Annotated in this window: 21 protein-coding genes and 1 tRNA gene; 13 read left to right on the top strand and 9 right to left on the bottom strand. The window is 36.1% G+C overall.

Going from position 1 to position 17,698, the window contains the following annotated elements; translation table 11 throughout:
• Window positions 1-41: 41 nt before the first annotated feature.
• The 7 genes from BSEPE_RS06925 to BSEPE_RS06895 all read right to left on the bottom strand — a co-directional run bounded on the left by BSEPE_RS06925 (window position 42) and on the right by BSEPE_RS06895 (window position 6,008).
• Entirely contained in the window at window positions 42-1,004 is a 963-nt protein-coding gene (locus BSEPE_RS06925) for a ribose-phosphate pyrophosphokinase (RefSeq protein ID WP_066045468.1), read from the bottom strand.
• Between the two features lie 296 nt (window positions 1,005-1,300).
• Window positions 1,301-1,375: transfer RNA gene (locus tag BSEPE_RS06920), tRNA-Gln, on the bottom strand.
• Window position 1,376: 1 nt separating this feature from the next.
• A complete protein-coding gene (ispE, locus tag BSEPE_RS06915) occupies window positions 1,377-2,210 on the bottom strand; it encodes a 4-(cytidine 5'-diphospho)-2-C-methyl-D-erythritol kinase (RefSeq protein ID WP_066045465.1) in 834 nt (277 codons plus the stop codon).
• The gene (gene orn / locus BSEPE_RS06910; protein ID WP_066045462.1) at window positions 2,203-2,748 is read right to left on the bottom strand and encodes an oligoribonuclease; all 546 of its coding nucleotides are present in this window, start codon (window positions 2,746-2,748) and stop codon (window positions 2,203-2,205) included. Before orn ends, ispE begins: the two co-directional genes overlap by 8 nt.
• Complete coding sequence (gene trpD / locus BSEPE_RS06905) at window positions 2,749-3,768, bottom strand: anthranilate phosphoribosyltransferase (protein ID WP_066045459.1); 1,020 nt, start codon at window positions 3,766-3,768, stop codon at window positions 2,749-2,751.
• Window positions 3,765-4,988: an aminopeptidase P N-terminal domain-containing protein gene (locus BSEPE_RS06900; RefSeq protein ID WP_066045457.1), complete on the bottom strand. Its 1,224-nt coding sequence runs from the start codon at window positions 4,986-4,988 to the stop codon at window positions 3,765-3,767. The genes trpD and BSEPE_RS06900 overlap by 4 nt, the downstream gene beginning before the upstream one ends.
• 12 nt (window positions 4,989-5,000) lie before the next feature.
• Window positions 5,001-6,008, bottom strand: coding sequence for a BtrH N-terminal domain-containing protein (locus tag BSEPE_RS06895; RefSeq protein WP_157059397.1), 1,008 nt, complete (start codon window positions 6,006-6,008; stop codon window positions 5,001-5,003).
• Window positions 6,009-6,056: 48 nt separating this feature from the next.
• Here BSEPE_RS06895 and BSEPE_RS06890 point away from each other — a divergent pair, with 48 nt between their 5' ends.
• From BSEPE_RS06890 to BSEPE_RS06870, 5 genes are read left to right on the top strand one after another with little or no spacing between them, the layout of a single operon-like run.
• A complete protein-coding gene (locus BSEPE_RS06890) occupies window positions 6,057-6,995 on the top strand; it encodes a hypothetical protein (protein WP_066045452.1) in 939 nt (312 codons plus the stop codon).
• Window positions 6,989-8,122, top strand: coding sequence for a beta-ketoacyl-ACP synthase III (locus BSEPE_RS06885; protein ID WP_066045449.1), 1,134 nt, complete (start codon window positions 6,989-6,991; stop codon window positions 8,120-8,122). The genes BSEPE_RS06890 and BSEPE_RS06885 overlap by 7 nt, the downstream gene beginning before the upstream one ends.
• A gap of 9 nt (window positions 8,123-8,131) precedes the next feature.
• Entirely contained in the window at window positions 8,132-8,539 is a 408-nt protein-coding gene (locus BSEPE_RS06880) for a hypothetical protein (protein ID WP_066045446.1), read from the top strand.
• A 30-nt stretch (window positions 8,540-8,569) separates the two neighbouring features.
• A complete protein-coding gene (locus BSEPE_RS06875) occupies window positions 8,570-9,487 on the top strand; it encodes an ABC transporter ATP-binding protein (RefSeq protein ID WP_066045443.1) in 918 nt (305 codons plus the stop codon).
• Window positions 9,480-10,592 carry an ABC transporter permease gene (locus tag BSEPE_RS06870; protein WP_066045440.1) on the top strand — a complete coding sequence of 371 codons (1,113 nt, stop codon included), beginning with the start codon at window positions 9,480-9,482 and terminating at the stop codon, window positions 10,590-10,592. The genes BSEPE_RS06875 and BSEPE_RS06870 overlap by 8 nt, the downstream gene beginning before the upstream one ends.
• Here BSEPE_RS06870 and BSEPE_RS06865 read toward each other — a convergent pair.
• Together BSEPE_RS06865 and BSEPE_RS06860 are read right to left on the bottom strand one after the other, a co-directional pair.
• Window positions 10,585-11,676, bottom strand: coding sequence for an SAM-dependent methyltransferase (locus tag BSEPE_RS06865; RefSeq protein WP_066045437.1), 1,092 nt, complete (start codon window positions 11,674-11,676; stop codon window positions 10,585-10,587). The genes BSEPE_RS06870 and BSEPE_RS06865 overlap by 8 nt on opposite strands.
• Window positions 11,677-11,766: 90 nt before the next feature.
• The gene (locus BSEPE_RS06860) at window positions 11,767-12,153 is read right to left on the bottom strand and encodes a hypothetical protein (protein ID WP_066045435.1); all 387 of its coding nucleotides are present in this window, start codon (window positions 12,151-12,153) and stop codon (window positions 11,767-11,769) included.
• Window positions 12,154-12,275: 122 nt separating this feature from the next.
• On the opposite strand from BSEPE_RS06860, the gene BSEPE_RS06855 reads away from it, so the two are divergent.
• The 8 genes from BSEPE_RS06855 (at window position 12,276) to BSEPE_RS06820 (ending at window position 17,670) form a co-directional block, all read left to right on the top strand.
• Window positions 12,276-12,977, top strand: a complete 702-nt coding sequence (locus BSEPE_RS06855) for a glycosyltransferase family 2 protein (RefSeq protein ID WP_157059396.1) — start codon at window positions 12,276-12,278, stop codon at window positions 12,975-12,977.
• Window position 12,978: 1 nt separating this feature from the next.
• Window positions 12,979-13,665, top strand: coding sequence for a YdcF family protein (locus tag BSEPE_RS06850; protein WP_066045431.1), 687 nt, complete (start codon window positions 12,979-12,981; stop codon window positions 13,663-13,665).
• A gap of 22 nt (window positions 13,666-13,687) precedes the next feature.
• Window positions 13,688-13,954 carry a phosphopantetheine-binding protein gene (locus tag BSEPE_RS06845; protein WP_066045428.1) on the top strand — a complete coding sequence of 89 codons (267 nt, stop codon included), beginning with the start codon at window positions 13,688-13,690 and terminating at the stop codon, window positions 13,952-13,954.
• A gap of 102 nt (window positions 13,955-14,056) precedes the next feature.
• Window positions 14,057-14,566 (top strand): COG4648 family protein, encoded by a 510-nt coding sequence (locus tag BSEPE_RS06840; RefSeq protein ID WP_066045426.1) that lies wholly within the window; start codon window positions 14,057-14,059, stop codon window positions 14,564-14,566.
• Entirely contained in the window at window positions 14,563-15,879 is a 1,317-nt protein-coding gene (locus BSEPE_RS06835; RefSeq protein ID WP_066045424.1) for an AMP-binding protein, read from the top strand. Before BSEPE_RS06840 ends, BSEPE_RS06835 begins: the two co-directional genes overlap by 4 nt.
• A gap of 50 nt (window positions 15,880-15,929) precedes the next feature.
• Window positions 15,930-16,220: a hypothetical protein gene (locus BSEPE_RS06830; RefSeq protein ID WP_066045422.1), complete on the top strand. Its 291-nt coding sequence runs from the start codon at window positions 15,930-15,932 to the stop codon at window positions 16,218-16,220.
• The gene (locus BSEPE_RS06825) at window positions 16,217-17,110 is read left to right on the top strand and encodes an LpxL/LpxP family acyltransferase (RefSeq protein ID WP_066045420.1); all 894 of its coding nucleotides are present in this window, start codon (window positions 16,217-16,219) and stop codon (window positions 17,108-17,110) included. Before BSEPE_RS06830 ends, BSEPE_RS06825 begins: the two co-directional genes overlap by 4 nt.
• A complete protein-coding gene (locus tag BSEPE_RS06820) occupies window positions 17,107-17,670 on the top strand; it encodes a LolA-related protein (protein ID WP_066045417.1) in 564 nt (187 codons plus the stop codon). Before BSEPE_RS06825 ends, BSEPE_RS06820 begins: the two co-directional genes overlap by 4 nt.
• The last annotated feature ends 28 nt before the right edge of the window (window positions 17,671-17,698 follow it).

The following is a 17,698-nucleotide window of genomic DNA, read 5'->3' as shown; positions in this document are numbered from 1 at the left end:
ATAGAGCCTTATGTAAAGGGTGAAATTTAAATTTTAAGTGATTATTTGGCATCAGAGAATATGGTGCTGATAGATTGCTCTTCGCTGATTCGTTTAATCACTTCTGCAAGTTTTGGCGCAAGAGATAATTGTCTAATTTTTTTACAATTAGTTGCTGGAGCTGATAAAGGAATGGTGTTGGTTGCCACCAATTCATCTAATTCTGAATTGTTAATGTTCACAATAGCCTTGCCAGATAACACAGCATGCGTTGCATAGGCTACTACTTTTTTAGCGCCTCTTTCTTTTAAAATTGCTGCCGCTTGACATAAAGTGCCAGCGGTATCAACCATGTCGTCAATCAGCACGCAAGTTCGACCTTTAACCTTGCCAATCACATTCATTACTTCTACAACATTCGCTTCAGGGCGTCGTTTGTCAATAATTGCCAAATCCGCATCATTTAATCTTTTCGCCGCCGCTCGTGCACGCACCACGCCACCAACATCGGGCGATACGACAACGATATCTTTATAATTTTGCGCAAGAATATCTTCAATTAACACGGGTTGCGCATAAATATTATCAATTGGAATATTAAAGAATCCTTGGATTTGGTCTGCGTGCAAGTCAACGGTTAAAATCCTATCAACCCCAGCTGCTTCAATCATTTTTGCCGCTAATTTTGCCGTAATCGGCACACGCGTCAATCGTGAACGACGATCTTGACGAGAATACCCAAGGTAGGGTACAACTGCTGTAATCCGAGAAGCTGAGGAGCGTTTCAGTGCATCTACAATAACCAGCAACTCCATCAAAGTTTCCGCTGGAGAAGGTCCACAAGTCGGCTGTAATACAAACACATCACAGCCGCGCACATTTTCCAAAATCTCAACCCGTGCCTCTCCATCGCTAAACTTACTCACTAAAGCCTTACCTTGGATAACATTCAAATTTGAAATAATCTCACCAGAAAGTTGCGGATTAGCGTTTCCGCTAAAAATTTTAATTTTGTCAAGTGACATAGGTATATTTGGGGGGGTATTTTTAAAGTGTATAAATTATACTATCTATGCAATCATTTTTTTACAAAAAATTGCAAAAATACGAAAGCATGTAGTTCGCCTACATAACTGAGTATTTTTAAAATTTAACGCCGCAGAAAGTAAAAAGACGCAACGAGAGATTTTTTCGCAAAGTATTTTTTCTTTCTGCAAGGCAAATTGCAAAAATACGAAAGCATGTAGTTCGCCTACATAACTGAGTATTTTTAAAATTTAACGCCGCAGAAAGTAAAAAGACGCAACGAAAAAAAGGAAATTGGCTGGGCTGGCAGGATTTGAACCTGCGCATGACGGGATCAAAACCCGTTGCCTTACCGCTTGGCGACAGCCCAATTATTTTGGCAGGGTGTCAATCGCTTTCGCAACAAACCCCAGCCACTGCCTTGGCACATTTCTCAACGCCACCAAAGCATCTTTTTCATTCTCAAACGCCACAAAAACACAGCAACCTGTGCCTGTCATTCTCGGCTCATAAAGATAATTTTCACTTAATTTCAAATGCGTTAACGCTTCTAAAATCTCATCTTCTAACTCTATGGCAGCCTCAAGACAATCATTGTGTGGATTGATTAATTCTGAGAAAGGCTGTATTTTCCCTATGATAGGCGTCATTGTCAATGCTTTATGTGAGAATATTTTTTTGGTAGAGATGTGTTTGTTAATACAAACTACCAAAAAGTGGTGTTTTGGCAAGCATATCGGCGTTAAAGCCTCCCCCACGCCTTCTGCCCAGGCACTATGTCCAGCAATGAAAATTGGCACATCAGCCCCTAGCGATAAGCCGATTTCAGAGAGTTGTTTTGTAGAATATTTTGTATTCCATAATTGATTAAGGGCAAGTAAAGTTGTTGCAGCGTTTGAACTGCCGCCCCCCAATCCGCCCCCCGCAGGAATTTTTTTCAGCACCGAAATATCCGCACCTAATGCTGTGCCTGTGGATTTTTGTAGTGCCTTCGCAGCGCGAATAATCAAATCCTCCGCTTCTGGCACTGTTTCATTGCCAGAAATACGAGAAATAACACCATCTTGACGAATCTCAAAAGTCAATTCATCATAATAATCCAGCAATTGAAAAATAGTTTGCAGGTTATGATACCCGTCTTCTCGTTTTGAATTAATGTGCAAAAATAGGTTGATTTTTGCAGGAGAAAGCCAAGTTTTAGACATTAATAAAGGTCTTGCGATAATGTTTAAGTTCTCTGATGGATTCACGAATATCCGCCAAGGCCAGGTGTTCGGATTCACCTTCTCGTTCTAAGGCTGCTTCAGGTTTCCAGCGTTTAATTAACTCTTTTAATGTGCTGACATCGATGTGACGATAGTGGAAAAACTTTTCTAATTTTGGCATAGCGTTATACAGAAAACGACGGTCTTGACAGATGGTGTTGCCGCACATTGGTGATGCACCTTTGTCCACCCATTGTTGCAAGAATTCGATGGTTTTTATTTCGGCTTGTAGGGTAGAAGTTGTGCTTTCTTTGACGCGTTTAACCAGTCCAGAATTGGTGTGGTGCTCGGTATTCCACTCATCCATTTTATCCAAAAGCACATCGCTTTGATGGATTGCCAAAGCAGGACCTTCTGCCAAAATATTCAAATCTTTATCGGTTACAATCGTGGCAATTTCAATAATGACATCGCTTTCTGGCAGCAGACCTGTCATTTCCAAATCAATCCAAATTAGGTTGGTTTCTTTATTTGACATTTAGCACCCCGTACTTTCTTTAACGAAGTCATCAAGTTTTTGATGTGCAACGCCACTGTTTAAAATTTTCATCGCTTTATTGACGCCTGCTTGCAAAGAATCGACTACGCCCGATACATAAATTGCCGCACCGGCGTTTAAAGCAACGATATTTTTAGCCGCACCATCGGTGCCATCCAAGGCATTTTGAATTAACAACAATGAACTTTCTGCATCTTCTGCCTTGATGTCATTTAAATCGCCCAATGGTAAGCCAAAATCGGTAGGATTAATGGTATAAGTTGTGACTTTCCCGTCTTTTAATTCTGCCACAAAAGTGTCGTCAGCGATTGAAATTTCATCCAACCCATCCTTCGAATGTACGACCATCACTTGTTTAGAGCCAAGACTTTTCAATACATTTGCAATCGGCTCAACTAAATTTTTATCATACACACCCATTACTTGATGTGGTGCTTTGGCAGGGTTTGTGAGTGGACCCAAGACATTAAAAATAGTGCGAACTGCTAAGGATTTACGCGCGCCAATAGCGTGTTTCATTGCCGAGTGATGCGCTGGTGCGAACATAAAACCAACGCCAATTTTTTCCACCGATTTGCTAATTTCTTCAGGCGTCATATCTAAATTAACGCCTGCCGCTTCCAATACATCAGCACTGCCAGATTTAGAAGAAATACTGCGATTACCGTGCTTGGCAACCTGTGCCCCAGCAGCAGCAACGACAAATGCACAAGCGGTTGAGATGTTGAACAAACCTAAGCCATCACCTCCTGTGCCACAAGTGTCCACTAGGTGTTTTGGGTTTTTTAGATTGACCTGCGTCGCTAGTGAACGCATTACTTTTGCTGCTGCCGTAATCTCCGCAACAGTTTCGCCTTTCATTGACAAGCCAACCAAAAAACCGCCGATTTGTGCATCCTCGGTCTTGCCAGTCATAATATCACTCATCACCGAGTGCATTTGTTCCTGCGTTAAATCCTGTTTTGCAATAACTGCTTTTATCGCTTCTTGTATGTTCATTGTGTTTCCATTATTTTTTCTATATCGTCAATTTCTTTTTCCAACGCCTGCGTCAGTACACGATTTCCACCCTTGATAACTAATATATTGTCCTCAATCCGAACGCCAATATCCCAATAAATTGGGTTAATTTTATCACTCTTACGGATGTAAATGCCTGGTTCTACCGTTGTTACCATTCCAATTTCGTATTCTCGGTCCTGTTTCCCTTGTTGATAGCACCCTACATCGTGCACATCCATCCCCAGCCAATGCCCCGTGCCGTGCATATAAAACTGCTTCACATCGCCATTTTTCGTCAAAATCCCTAAATCAATCAAGCCTTGCTGGATAATTTCCGTTGCAATGTTATGCGGTGTGGTAATTGCCACACCTGGCTTAATCGCTGCAATTGCTGCCAATTGTGCGTCCAACACAAGTTGATAAATTTGTTGTTGCGCCCCGCTAAATATCCCGTTAATTGGGAAAGTTCGTGTAATATCTGACGCATACCCTTCCACCTCGCAGCCTGCGTCAATTAACAGTAACTCACCCTCATTCAGCACCTTATTATTCTGAATATAATGCAACACACAGGCGTTTTTACCCCCCGCTACAATCGGTGTGTAGGCGTGTTCGGCGTTATATTTCCTAAAATTCCCATCAAAAATACTCGCAATCTCGTATTCAAATAATTTCGGAGCCGTCTCTTGCATTGCCAGTTGATGCGTCTCCACCGAGATATCCGCCGCTTTTTGCATAAGTGCAATTTCATTGTCATCTTTAATAAGGCGCATTTCATGTAAATATTCGCCCAATGATTGTGTTTGCGTTGTTGCCAAGCATTCCATAATATCATCATCCAACTTACACGGTTTAAAATCATAATATACCGTCGTTGCATTTTTGATTAATTGCGGTAATTGTGTTTTTAACGCATCAATCGAATAAGCGTAATCAGCCTTTAAAACCTCTAATGCCGATTTAACACCCAATCGCTCCCCATCCCAAATCTGGCGTTTTTGGTCTTTTTCACGCAAGAAAATTGTATAACCTTCCCTTGAAAAAACTGCCACCGATTCTGGCTCAGTAAATCCCGTTAAATACCAAAAATCGCTATGCGGACGAAACGGATAATGCACATCTCCATTTCGAGTTTGCTCAGGATTTGTGGCAATAATCACCAACGCACCGTCTTTTAATTGGCTTAATAACTTTTTTTGTCTGTGTTGATTTGTCATTATTTTAGGGCGCTACAATTTAAAACTTGCCATTTTGTTATACAACGCTTCTTCCTTTTTAGCCACCTCCCTCAAGGTATTTGCTACTTGTTTCAGGGTTGCATCCCCTCGATTTTTATTGATTTGTGCACATAGCCTAGCAAATTCTCTCCATTCGTCGCCCACTACCATAAATTGTTGTGCCCAGTCTTCGAGTTCTGGCTTATTGATTAACTCTGCAGATTCTTGTAAAAAAGCAGCGTACATATATCGAAAACCCGCCCCTCCTGTGCCAATTTCTTCTTGCATTCTAACAATATTACCTAAAAATAATTGTTGATATCTAGGTGATTTGTGTTGTAAAGATTCAATTTTATTAGCTACTTTTTTCATACCACTTATACCAGCAATAGGAATAAGTTTGCTAAGGTTTATTTTACCTGTAAAGCGAATGGCTTTTGTGATAACCACTTTAAAGTCAATTGAGTTTGGCACTGAAGTTAAGTAATATAGCCTACCTTTTGGCGCTAGCGCACCCTTAGCAAAGCGTGCTTTTAACAAGTTTGATGCTTCAATGCGCTGTGTTTTGGCAAAAACAGGGTCGCTAACATGATAATACACATCTTTATTGTTATTTGATTTTGCATACACAATTAGGTTGTGCGCATTAAAATGAAAACGCATTTCCTTAGGAAAGTAAGGTAAAAAGTAAACCGAAGTTTGGAGCCCAACCACTTGATTTTCATTTAATTTTTTATTTAAAAATAAAGTGCCATCAGCCTGTTTTTTGAAAGTTTTAAAAGTAACGCTCAGTCCTTTGATACGCCATGACAACAGTTTAATAATTAAACGCGGTGGCATGCGATACGCCATTAATGGCAAACCGTTAATCTTAACAAAGGGCAAGCAAGCGTAGGTCAAACCACTAGCAATACCAAACACCATAGGCTCCGATAGTCTTAAACCATGATGGCGCAATAAAGTAGAAGCCACACCTGTTTCGCAATGAGCAGACTGCTGGTGTTTAAAGTGAGTTTCCATAATGAAAGTATATTAAAATGGCTAATTTTAACAGTCAACTTTGTTTTAATGGTAAAAAAAGTACTTATTATTGGTTATAGTCAAACAGGGCAATTGCATAAGGTTTTGAAAGCAATTAAATTACCATTAACCCATCAAAACAACATTGAAGTAACCTTTAAAGCACTAGAGCCTATTAAGGCGTATGACTTCCCTTGGTCTTTTTTTAATTTCTTTGATACTTTTCCTGAATGTATATATTTAGATGCTCCAAAAAATAAAGCACTAAACCTAGAAAGTAATTATGATTTGGTTATTTTGGGTTATCAGCCCTGGTTTTTAGCACCATCATTACCAACAACGGCTTTTTTAAAATCTAAACAAGCACAAGTTGTTTTGAAAAATACACCAGTTATTACTGTGATTGCTTGTAGAAATATGTGGGTGCAAGCACAACAAAAAATATTACAAATGCTTAACGATTTAGATGCAAATTTAATCGGTAACGCGGTTTTAACTGACCAAGGTTCAAGTTTAGTGAGTTTTATCACAACACCAAGATGGCTACTAACAGGCAAAAAAAATGGCTTTTGGCGTTTTCCTAAAGCAGGTATTAGTGAAAAAGAGATTGAGGCATCTGCGCGCTTTGGCAAAGCAATTTCCTATGCACTCAATACTCATCAATTAAATAGTAATATTTTAAAAGGTTTGAGTGCCGTCAAAGTCCATGCAGGTTTGTTGCAATCTGAAAAAATTGGTAGCAGAAGTTTTCACATTTGGGGTAAACTTTTGCGCTCGCTTGGTGCTCGTGGTTCCTGGATTAGAAAACCAATATTATTGCTGTATTTGTTATTTTTAATACTGATGATTATCAGTGTTGTGCCTATCAGTTTATTATTAAGGGCAATATTAAAACCCTTCTTTAGGAAAAAAATTAAAGCGTTAGAGGCGAAATTTGAACTACCTTCTGGTGCCGATGATAGCAGGATTTCGGAGTTTTTATGTTAAGCCATTCTGTTTTTATCACCTCAAGTGCTTGTGTTCTGCCTAATGCTCCAGTTGACAATAGTCAAATAGAAAAGGTATTAGGATTAATTAATAACAAAGCCTCAAAAACAAAGCGTATTGTTTTGAGAAATAACGGTATTAAGTTACGCCATTATGTGCTTAATAGCAAGTCAGGAAAACCTTCTCATACCAATGCACAGCTTAGTGCCAAAGCTATTAAGCAATTGTTTAATACAGCAGATGCGTTAAATCACATTGATTTAATTTGCACAGGAACTACTATTGCTGACCAGCTTGCACCTGGGCATGCGGTGATGGTACACGGTGAATTAGGCTCACCCCCTTGCGAAGTAGCGTCTTTATCAGGTATTTGCATTAGTGGATTAATGGCGTTGAAATACGGGTTTTTAGCCCTTAAAAATGACGACAGTCAAATGGCGGTTATTACTGGGTCTGAAGTGGTTTCACCGTTGCTACATGCTCATAATTTTTCCAACCATTCAGCCATTGATGCTGAAACACTTGATAAACATCCAGAGTTAGGGTTTAATGAAGATTTCTTGCGTTGGATGCTTTCTGATGGTGCCGGCGCATTGTGTCTTGAAACTCAACCTAGGGCAGGGCAGCTCAATTTACGAATTGAATGGATTAAAACTTATTCTTATGCCAATGAGATTGATACCTGTATGTATCTAGGTGCTAAAAAAATAGAAAATGGAGGCTTATTAGGCTGGATGCATTACCAACCCAATGCATTTACTTTGAAACAAGATGTAAAATTACTCAATTATAGTATTATTGAATTTGCTATCAATCAAACTATTGATAAAATTATTGCCTGCACAGGTATCCAAGCCAGCGATATTGATTATTTTTTACCACATGCTTCGTCTATGTATTTTATGCCGAAAATTAAACAAGCCTTAGAGGCAAAAAATTTTGCGATTCCAATGGAAAAGTGGTTTACCAATTTAGCCACTAAAGGTAACACAGGTGCCGCTTCTATTTTTATTATGTTGGATGAGTTTATTAAAACCAAATCTTTAAAACCAGGGAATAAAATATTGTGTTTTGTGCCTGAAAGTGGGCGCTTTTCCAGTGGATTTATGCTGCTAACAGTGGTATGATAATTTTTTATGAGCAATAATAAAATTTCAAATAAAATTGACGATATTTATGAAAATAATCAAAAAATTATTTATACGATTAACAAGCAAGGTCAAATAAAAAGTACCACAGGTACAGGTTGTGATGCTGAGATTAATGCTCTTAAAGAGGCAATTAAAGAAATTGAGTACAATACAAAAATAGCGTTAGAACAAGTAAAATTAAGTAAAATTTCAATATTGGCATATCATATGCATCATCAACGCTTAGATGTGACTATGCTAGCACAAGCAACTGGGCAATTTAAATGGCAGGTTAAACGCCATTTTAAGCCAAATATTTTTAAAAGATTGCCCTTAAAAATACTGAGAAAATACGCAGTAGCTTTAGACATTGATGTCAATACATTACAAAATATCAGCGATTTACCTGACTAGGATTTTGAATAATTTATATGTCAATGATTTATGACCCTTATAGAAACCAAGCAACTTAGTTATGCTTATCAAAAAGATAATTGGGCAATCAAGAAACTAAGCTTATCTATTCAGCCAGGTATTACCGGGCTGTTAGGTGTTAATGGTGCAGGAAAAAGCACCCTTATTGCGTTGCTAACTGGGCAGCTTAAAGCACAAGCAGGGACACTTGATATTTTTGGCAAAGATTACCAGTATCAGCGTCGTCAAATACTCAATAAAATCGCACTTGTGCCACAAGAGTATGCCTTTTATCCAACGCTTAGCGTGAAAGAAAATTTGTTATTTTTTGCCAAGCTTAGAAAAGAGCTGGGTGCTTTTAAAACTAGGGTTGACGAAGCGTTAGATTTTTGTCAATTGAAAAATCATCAAGATAAAGTCTCTCAAACATTGTCGGGTGGCTTTAAAAGGCGACTTAACTTAGCTATCGGTATTGTTAATAAGCCTAGCTTATTATTTTTAGACGAGCCAACTATAGGTATCGACCCTGTTTCTCGTAATTTCATTTTAACGGCAATTCAACGCTTAAAAAAAACAGGTGTTAGTATTGTTTATACCTCCCATCAAATGGCTGAAATTGATATCTTATGTGACCAGGTTATCATTATTAATCAGGGCGAGGTTCTACACCAGGGCGATTTATCTACATTAAAGAAAAATAATGGTTACACTTTTGAAGCAGAAACAATGTACCCTTGGCCACAAGGCATATCTGACTTTGTTAAACAGTACGAACTAAAATTAGAAGAATGTCATATTGTTGGGCAACTCCCTGCACAAATCAATATTATCGAAATAACCCAAGAGTTTCATCGTTATTTTGAACGCCAGCAAGCTAATTTAAAACAATTCAGCATCAGACCAAGTAGTATGGAATCTTTATTTTTACAAAAAATAAACCATGCTTAGCACTTTACTCATTAAAGAATTTCGCCTTATACTAAGGGATTATCATGCTTTATTGGTTTTATTTTTTATGCCAATTGTATTTGTGCTTATTGTGTCATTCAGTTTACAGTCTGTTTTTTCTAGTAAAGATAGTGCCAATAGAAGTTTGCAACTAATGACAGTATTTGCTGATAATATCGACCCAAAAACAAGGCAACATTTTTCAACATTAGCCAATGCGACAATAGAATCAGTTTCAAATGATATTGATGTAATTAAGGCCGCTAAAAAAACCACTTTAGCTGGCGATACATCAGCCGTTATTGTCTTTAATCAAGTGTCTAAAAAAATTGCTATCGATATCTATTATGCCCCTAATACACCTGATTATAGTCGTGCTTTGATTGAGGCGTATTTATTATTAAAATTAAGCAATAAACAATCAAGTAAAGTGCCCAGCCCTTTAACAGTATATGAACTGGCGAACACAACAACAAATAAAAAACCATCGTCTGTACAACAAAGTGTACCAGCTTGGCTAATATTTGCTATGTTTTTTATTATTATTCCGCTATCCTCTACACTACTTATTGAACTTAATAATGGGACATTAGAGCGTTTAAATACCTTTGCAATTGCAAAAACTTGGATTTTACTGGGCAAGCTTTTACCTTATATGTTGGTTAATTTAATTCAAGCTTGCTTGATGTTTGCCACAGGTTTATTTTTAGTACCAGCACTTGGTGGAGAGGCGTTAGTGCTAGGTGCTAACGCCTGGTTATTATTACCTGTATCAATAGCACTTAGTTTGACGGCTATTAGTTTTGCTTTGTTGATTGCTATTATTGTTAGAACACACGAGCAAGCCTCCAGTATTGGTGGGGTGAGTAATTTACTTATGGGTGCTATTGGTGGGGTTATGGTGCCTGTTTTTGTTATGCCAAAAACCATGCAAACTTTAGCAGAATTCTCCCCTATGAATTGGGGGCTTAACGCTTTTTTAGAGATTTTGTTAAGGCAAGGAGATTTTTATTCTGTCTTGCCCCATATGTTAAAGTTAGTCGGTTTGGCAATATTCTTATTCTTATTGACTTACTGGCAATTACAAAAAACGCTTATTACTTAAGTGAGACAACTGGGACTACTTCAAGTAATGTATGCCCCATGCCAATATTTTCTATTGTATTGCTTACTTTTAGGTTTGCCTGTTTAATAAATTCTAACATATCTGACAATCGATACATTCTACTGGTTCCGTTTGCCATTGCTGTAAAGTATAAAGATGTATTAACAATACAAAATGCTGCTTTATCAAGTTCTTGATTATCCCAATAGGTTTCTAGAATGAATATTTTGCCATCTTTTGTGATAGCCGCCGCCGCTCTTTTTAAGATGGCAATAATATCGTTATCACCAAAACAATCTAAAAATTGACTCATCCAAATAACATCTTTACCTTTTGGTAGTGGTTTTGAGTGGTCAAGCATATCAATATGAATGGTATCAATTCTATCTTTAAAGCCTGCTTTTGTAATTTCAGTTTTGGCAACTGCTAATTGCTCAGGGATATCAACAATGGTAACATTAACATTGCTATCATAATTTGCAGAAACGATAGAGAACTTACCTGTATTACCTCCAATGTCCATAATTGTTTTTGGGCTATCCTTGAAGATATGCGGCAATATCGATGGAAAGGTAATATCAGAATAGTAGTGGTCAAATTCAAACCAACTTGTCTTAGCAGGCTCTGGAAGTGATGTTAGTGCTGGGTATATGGTTGGGTAGTTGCCAAATATTTTTTTTAACCCTTCAGGGCTAGATTTATCAATACTTTCTTCTAAATAGAACAAACCCAAATAATTGATATCATGATTATAATTCATATTAACTTGAGTCATTTCACTGTATAAGAAAACTTTACCTGTTTTAGTAATATGATAAACCCCTTCTTTTAATGAAACAACATTGACACTTAAGCAAGACTCAAGTATCACTCTAACTCCATATAAACTCATGTTGACAGATGATGATAATTCTTTCGGTGTCAGCCCATCTTTGTTTTTATCTAATGCTTTTAATAGACCTCTTTTCCAAGCAATTCTAACTGCTTGGAATGTCATGGGTGCAAAGGCTATTTTTTGAGCGTCATAAATTGCTTCTTGGGCTGTTTTTTCACCTTGAGAGAAGAGCTGTTTTTTTGAAGTCATGTGTTATTAAATATATTTATTTTCATAAAAAACCCGCTGAGTGTAATTTACGCTCAGCGGGTTAATGTTTGTTTTAAATAGATAAGATATTTATTGTAAGTTCAATTGGACATTGATAGCATTCTGTAAGTTTTGAATCCAACCGTTATAATTTGAATGGATATTTGTGCCATCATAATTTAGATTAGTGCTATCTTTATATTTAATTGAATAGCTGTTTTTAGTATATGTAATATCTACAATTGCAACATGCTTTCTAAGGGCTAACTTTCCTACCATGTGTCCGCTGTTCTTCTTTTTAATAATCCAACCAAGTCCAGCGCCAGCCCTAATAATTGCATTCTCAACACTTGAAATAGAACTAACTCCAGAAATTGTAGAATTATCAATATTTTTAACTGGCTTAGAACCACAACCCACTAGTAATGCTAAAGAAACCATAACGATTGATATTTTTCCAAATAAATTAAATTCCATCTTTTACCCCTGTTTATATAATTAAAAAATTTTTTCGGAAGGGATTATAATGTATTTTTTTGTTTAAGGTATTGGTAATTTGGCGTTCCAAGAAAATTTTGCTATCGTTATCCCAGCTTATAATGAAGAGAAAACCATTCGAGATGTTGTTCAAAGAGCACTCAAAAGTCATTGTAGTAGATGACGGCTCTAATGACAACACTATTTTAGAATTAAAGGGTTTACCTATTGATTTAATTGAGCATAAAATGAATCAAGGTAAGGCTTCTAGTTTATGGGATGGTTTTCAGTTGGCTTTAAAAAAAGAAGTTGATTTTATTGTGACACTGGATGGAGACGCCCAGCATGCACCAGAGGACACAGGTCTTTTGATTGATAAAAGACTTAAATACAACCATCATATTATTATTGGTGCTCGTTTGGCCGATAAAGATTCCATACCTGCAAAAAGATATTACGCCAATAAAATTGCCAATTTTTGGATTGCATGGGCTGCGGGCTACCCTATTTCTGATAGTCAATCGGGTTTTAGGCTTTATCCAGCAAATTTTCTTAAAAAATTAAAAATATCAACTTCAAAAAACAACAGTTTCGTTTTTGAGAGTGAAATTATTATTAAAGCTGCCCAGGTGGGGATAATCAGCCAATCTGTACCTATTCCTGCCGTTTATAGAGAAGATGCCCGGCCCAGTCATTTTCAAGGGGTGAGAGACATAACCCTGATTACTTTAATGGTAGCAAAGTTTTTAATCCTCAGGGGGGTGTACCCCCAAGGTCTGTATAAATCTGCTATTAAGCCAATGATATTAAAGTTATTTAGATAGTGTGAAAATTGATTATGATAAACATTTAATCTTAATCTTAATCTTAATCTTAATCTTAATCTTAATCTTATCAATGGTTGTTATTTTGATAACAGTTGGTTTTAGTTTGGTAGTTTCATTCTTATATGTGCTTGTTATTGCAAAATCTAAAGACTATTGTATTAGTGATACAGGTGTATTACTGGTGTTGGGAAAAAAATTGGACAACGATATCCCAGATGCTGAATACCGTAGTAGATTAAAACGCGCTTCATGGATGTTGGGTAAAAATTCTGATAGTAATGTTTATATTCTAGGAGGGATGACTAATAATGCAAATATTACTGAATCAGAGGCAGGAAAGAAGGTTTTAAAAGATTTGGGCGTTGAGGATAATAGAATATTTTTAGAGCAAGAATCCAAACATACATTAGAAAATCTAAAGAATTTCTATGGTTTGTACAGCAACAAGAGTCAACAGGTTTTATTGATAACCAATCGTTACCACATGGCACGCGCCATAATGATGGCAAAAGGTTTTAAAATAAATGCACTTAGCTGCTCTGCGGAGGATGCTTTTAAATACAGATTACCCTGTATGGGGAAAATTATTATTGAAGCTTTTTTTATTAACTTTTACTTAGTAGGAAAGTATTGGGCAATGCTCACAAATAACAGTATAATTATCAATCGAATTTCCACACCTTAAAACAAAATATTAGGAGCTAGTTATGTCAAGTACAGAGCAGTTAGAAAGTGAAATTGCAGAATTAATCGTTGAAACCTTAAATCTTGAGGATATTAACGCATCTGATATTAATTTTGATGAGCCATTATTTTATGATGGACTTGGCTTAGACTCAATTGACTCTTTAGAATTGTCTATGGCATTATCGGCCCAATACGGTTTTCAATTAAAGTCAGATGGTGCAAACAATAAGGAAATTTTTTCCTCTATTCGCTCGCTCGCCAAACATGTTAAATTAAATAAAGTCTAATTTCTAATGGGGAAATTTCCTATATGGGTTATCCTGTATCCAGTGGTCTCCCATATAGGCGTTCAAATTTCTAATACATTGCTACCCGTTATTTATTTATTAATGGCAGTATTTTTTCTTACTTACTCCTTAAAAACCAAATCTTATACTTTGAAGGTTTCGATTATTGCATTTGCAACAAGTGCTGCATTTTTTATTGTTATGTGCAATAAAGGACAAGCGTTAATTCAATCAACACCTATATTGGTTTTATTAACCTTACTTTATATATTTTCCAAATCTCTTCTATCTGGAAATGTGCCCGTTATTACACAATTTGCAGATTGCATTGATAACAAACCATTGAACGCTAACAAGAAAAAATACACGAGGACGGTTACTGTCATTTGGGTAGTTGGCTTTATGTATATGCTTGTGCAAAATGTAGTTGTCTTTATCTGGTTTTCTATTGAGACTTGGAGTTGGGTTTCAAATTTTGGGAACTACGCTATTTTGACATTGATTATGCTGATTGAGTTTTTATATAGAAATATTAAATTTAAAGATGATAAAATTAGTTTCAAAGTTTTTATTATCCGCCTTTCTCGTTGCAGACTGAAAAATAGTTTATGAACAAAACATTTAAACTGCTGAATGATTTTAATGAAAACGCAGTTGCTATTTACCAGGGTCGTAAAATTTTCAAAGAAGAGTTTCTATTTCATATTGAACTCACAAGGGCTACTTTATCATCGGGTAAATATATGATTAATCTTTGTGAGAATAAATATCATTTTTTAGTTACTTTTTCAGCCTGTGTTGCCCTTGGGAAAGTAAGTTTATTTCCAAATTCAAAAGCAACAAAAGAGATAGGTCGGCTCTCAGAGCTATATTCTGATAGTGATATTATTAATGACGAGGATGTTGCTCATTTGTATAGCGGAGACTGTCACAATGAAAAAGATATGGCAAAGAATTTTGATATAGACGCACAGCAAATTGTCGCTGTTTTGTTTACTTCAGGTACTACTGGAAAGCCAAAGGAAAACCCAAAAACTTGGGGGCAATTAAATGAAAGTTCAATTAGAGTTAGCCAAAGGTTGTGGCCGATGGGTATTGCTGGGAAGTGTGTTGTTGCTTCTGTTCCCCCACAACATATGTTTGGGTTTGAGACTTCTATTATTTTCCCCTTGACTTTGGGAGTGACGATGCATGATGCTCATCCATTTTATCCATTGGATATTCAGCAAACCGTGCTAGAAACTTTGGAGCCAAAGATTGTTATTACAACGCCATTACATCTAAAGGCCTGCACTGGGTTGATTGAAGGCTGGAGAAATATTGATTTAATCATTTCAGCAACCGCCCCATTGTCTAATGAGATTGCTTATAAGACGGAACAGATATTGGGTGCTAAGGTATTTGAAATATATGGGTGCAGTGAGTCTGGTGCTATCGCAACAAGGCAAACGAGCAAGCATAAGCAATGGGAATTACTAGAGAATTATAATATTCAAGAGACAGAGAACGGGGCCTTATTAAATGCGATTGGATATGACGATTTAATTAAACTTTCTGATAAAATTAAGGTCATTAATAATCGATTTTTTTATTTACTTGGAAGGAGTAATGATTTAATTAAAATTGGCGGGAAAAGAGAGTCATTAGCTGGACTTTCTTGCAAACTTAAAGGCATTGGCGGTGTTAGTGATGGTGTCTTTTTTATCCCTAAAGAAGACTCAAATTGTCGCATAAGATTGGCTGCTTTAGTTGTGTCTAAAACTTTAACAAACAAGCAAATAATACAGAAATTGTCAGAAGCAGTGGATTCTGTTTTCTTGCCAAGACCCTTGAAAATTGTTGATAAACTCCCTTATAATGAATTGGGAAAATTGCCATTAGATGACTTGATTAAGACAATGAATATTTTACCTTTAGAAAAGTAATATAATATGAGGTATAAAGGGTTGTTGAATTTTTTTGATTTGAGGCTGTTATGAATTTTTTTAATTTTGTTGTTAATAGTAAACATAAATCCCTTGTAGGGCACTTTCCTGGCAACCCTATTGTTCCTGGGGCAGTAATTATTGAGCATGTCCTTCAGGGTTTTTTTGAGTTAGGGGGTGCCAAGGAAGAGATATTTTTGCCCACAGTGAAGTTTGTAAAACCTATTTTATCTAATCAAAGAGTTACTGTGTTTTTGAAAGATATTTCCCCCACATTGGTCTCTTTTGAATGTATTTGTAATGATGAAGTTTCAGTGCTAGGGCGTTTAAAAATTAAATGAAAAATCTTGATTGGAGGGCAAGCAAAGAAAGAGGTAGTCCATTTTTTATTCGCTTAATTTGTTGGTTTGCTGTTAATATTTCTCGCAATTTTGCAAGATTTTGGCTGTATCCAATTACGCTGTATTTCTTTTTTACTTCGTCGCAAGTGCGTCGAGCTTCTAAAAATTATCTAAAAAGAGTAACCTTAACAAAATATGGGTTATTTAAAACCTTGAAACACATTTATTGTTTTTCTGCCATGATTTTAGATAGAGTTTATTTCATTACTAATCAAACAGAGCAATTTAACATTAAGGTTGTTAATGAAGATATCGTATCAAAATTAACCAAAGATAATTCTGGCTTTATATTACTTGGTTCTCATATCGGTGGGTTTGATATTTTGCAATATTTAACCCCAAAATATGGTCAAGCAAAAATTATGATGGATATTTCCCATAATTCAATGATTACAGATATTTTGTACAACCTTAATCCAGTTATGCTAGATGCTGTGATTAATGTTAATGATAATAATGCTTTATTGGAGGTTAAGGAGGCTTTAGATGACGCTAGATTTGTGGCTATATTAGCAGATAGAAGTATTAATGGGCGAAAAACTATCCAATGTTCACTGCTAGGTGGTGATGTAAGCGTACCAAAATATCCATTTACACTTTCATACATATTAAAAAAACCTACCATTGTTTTTTTTGGAATATATATGGGTGGTAATAAATATGAGATTCACTTCAAGGAATTAAAAAGTAATTATAAAGAGGGGCGCATTGCAAGAGAAAGTAATATTGAAAAAGATGCTCAAGTGTATGTGTCGTATATTGAGGATATAGTTAGAGAGCATCCATACAACTGGTTTAATTTTTATGATTATTGGGGAGATGAGTTGTGATTTCTCTCAGGTTTTTATTAATTTTTTCAGTATTAATGACGAGTATTGCTTACGCAAAAATTGAGGTTAATACTATTTTTGACAACATTGTTCAAAATTCAAGCAAGTCTCGAAATTTTATTGAAGTACATAGTGAAACTTTCTTTACCAATGAGATTATATCAACAGGCATAGTCTCGCTCAGTAGCGATGGGGTGATGAGTAAATATATTCATACACCTAAAAAATCTGAATCGCATATAACAGAAGAGACGCTTTTATTGATAAATAATGAAGGTAAAGAAAAAAGTGTGATAATTGCTAACTATCCTGTTCTTGCTAGTAGTGTTAATGTTATTAAGTGGCTTTTATTGGGGGATGTGGAAAAAATTGCAAGTAATTATGCCATTGAATATCTTGCTAAAACCGATAAATGGGAAATTGAACTGGTGCCAAAAGATGAAGAAGTGCTAGCTGAAATTCCAAGTATTTTAATAAAAGGGCATCTTGGCATTATAGACACTATTAAATTAATTAAGTCTAATGGCGCTGATGTTACAACAACTTTTAGTGATCTGTAAAAAATGAGTATTGCGTATAAAAATTTCT

It is taken from the genome of endosymbiont of Bathymodiolus septemdierum str. Myojin knoll (assembly GCF_001547755.1).
Taxonomy (GTDB): domain Bacteria; phylum Pseudomonadota; class Gammaproteobacteria; order PS1; family Pseudothioglobaceae; genus Thiodubiliella.
The sequence above is the reverse complement of the archived record's forward strand: the minus strand, read 5'-3'. Positions and strand labels throughout refer to the sequence as shown.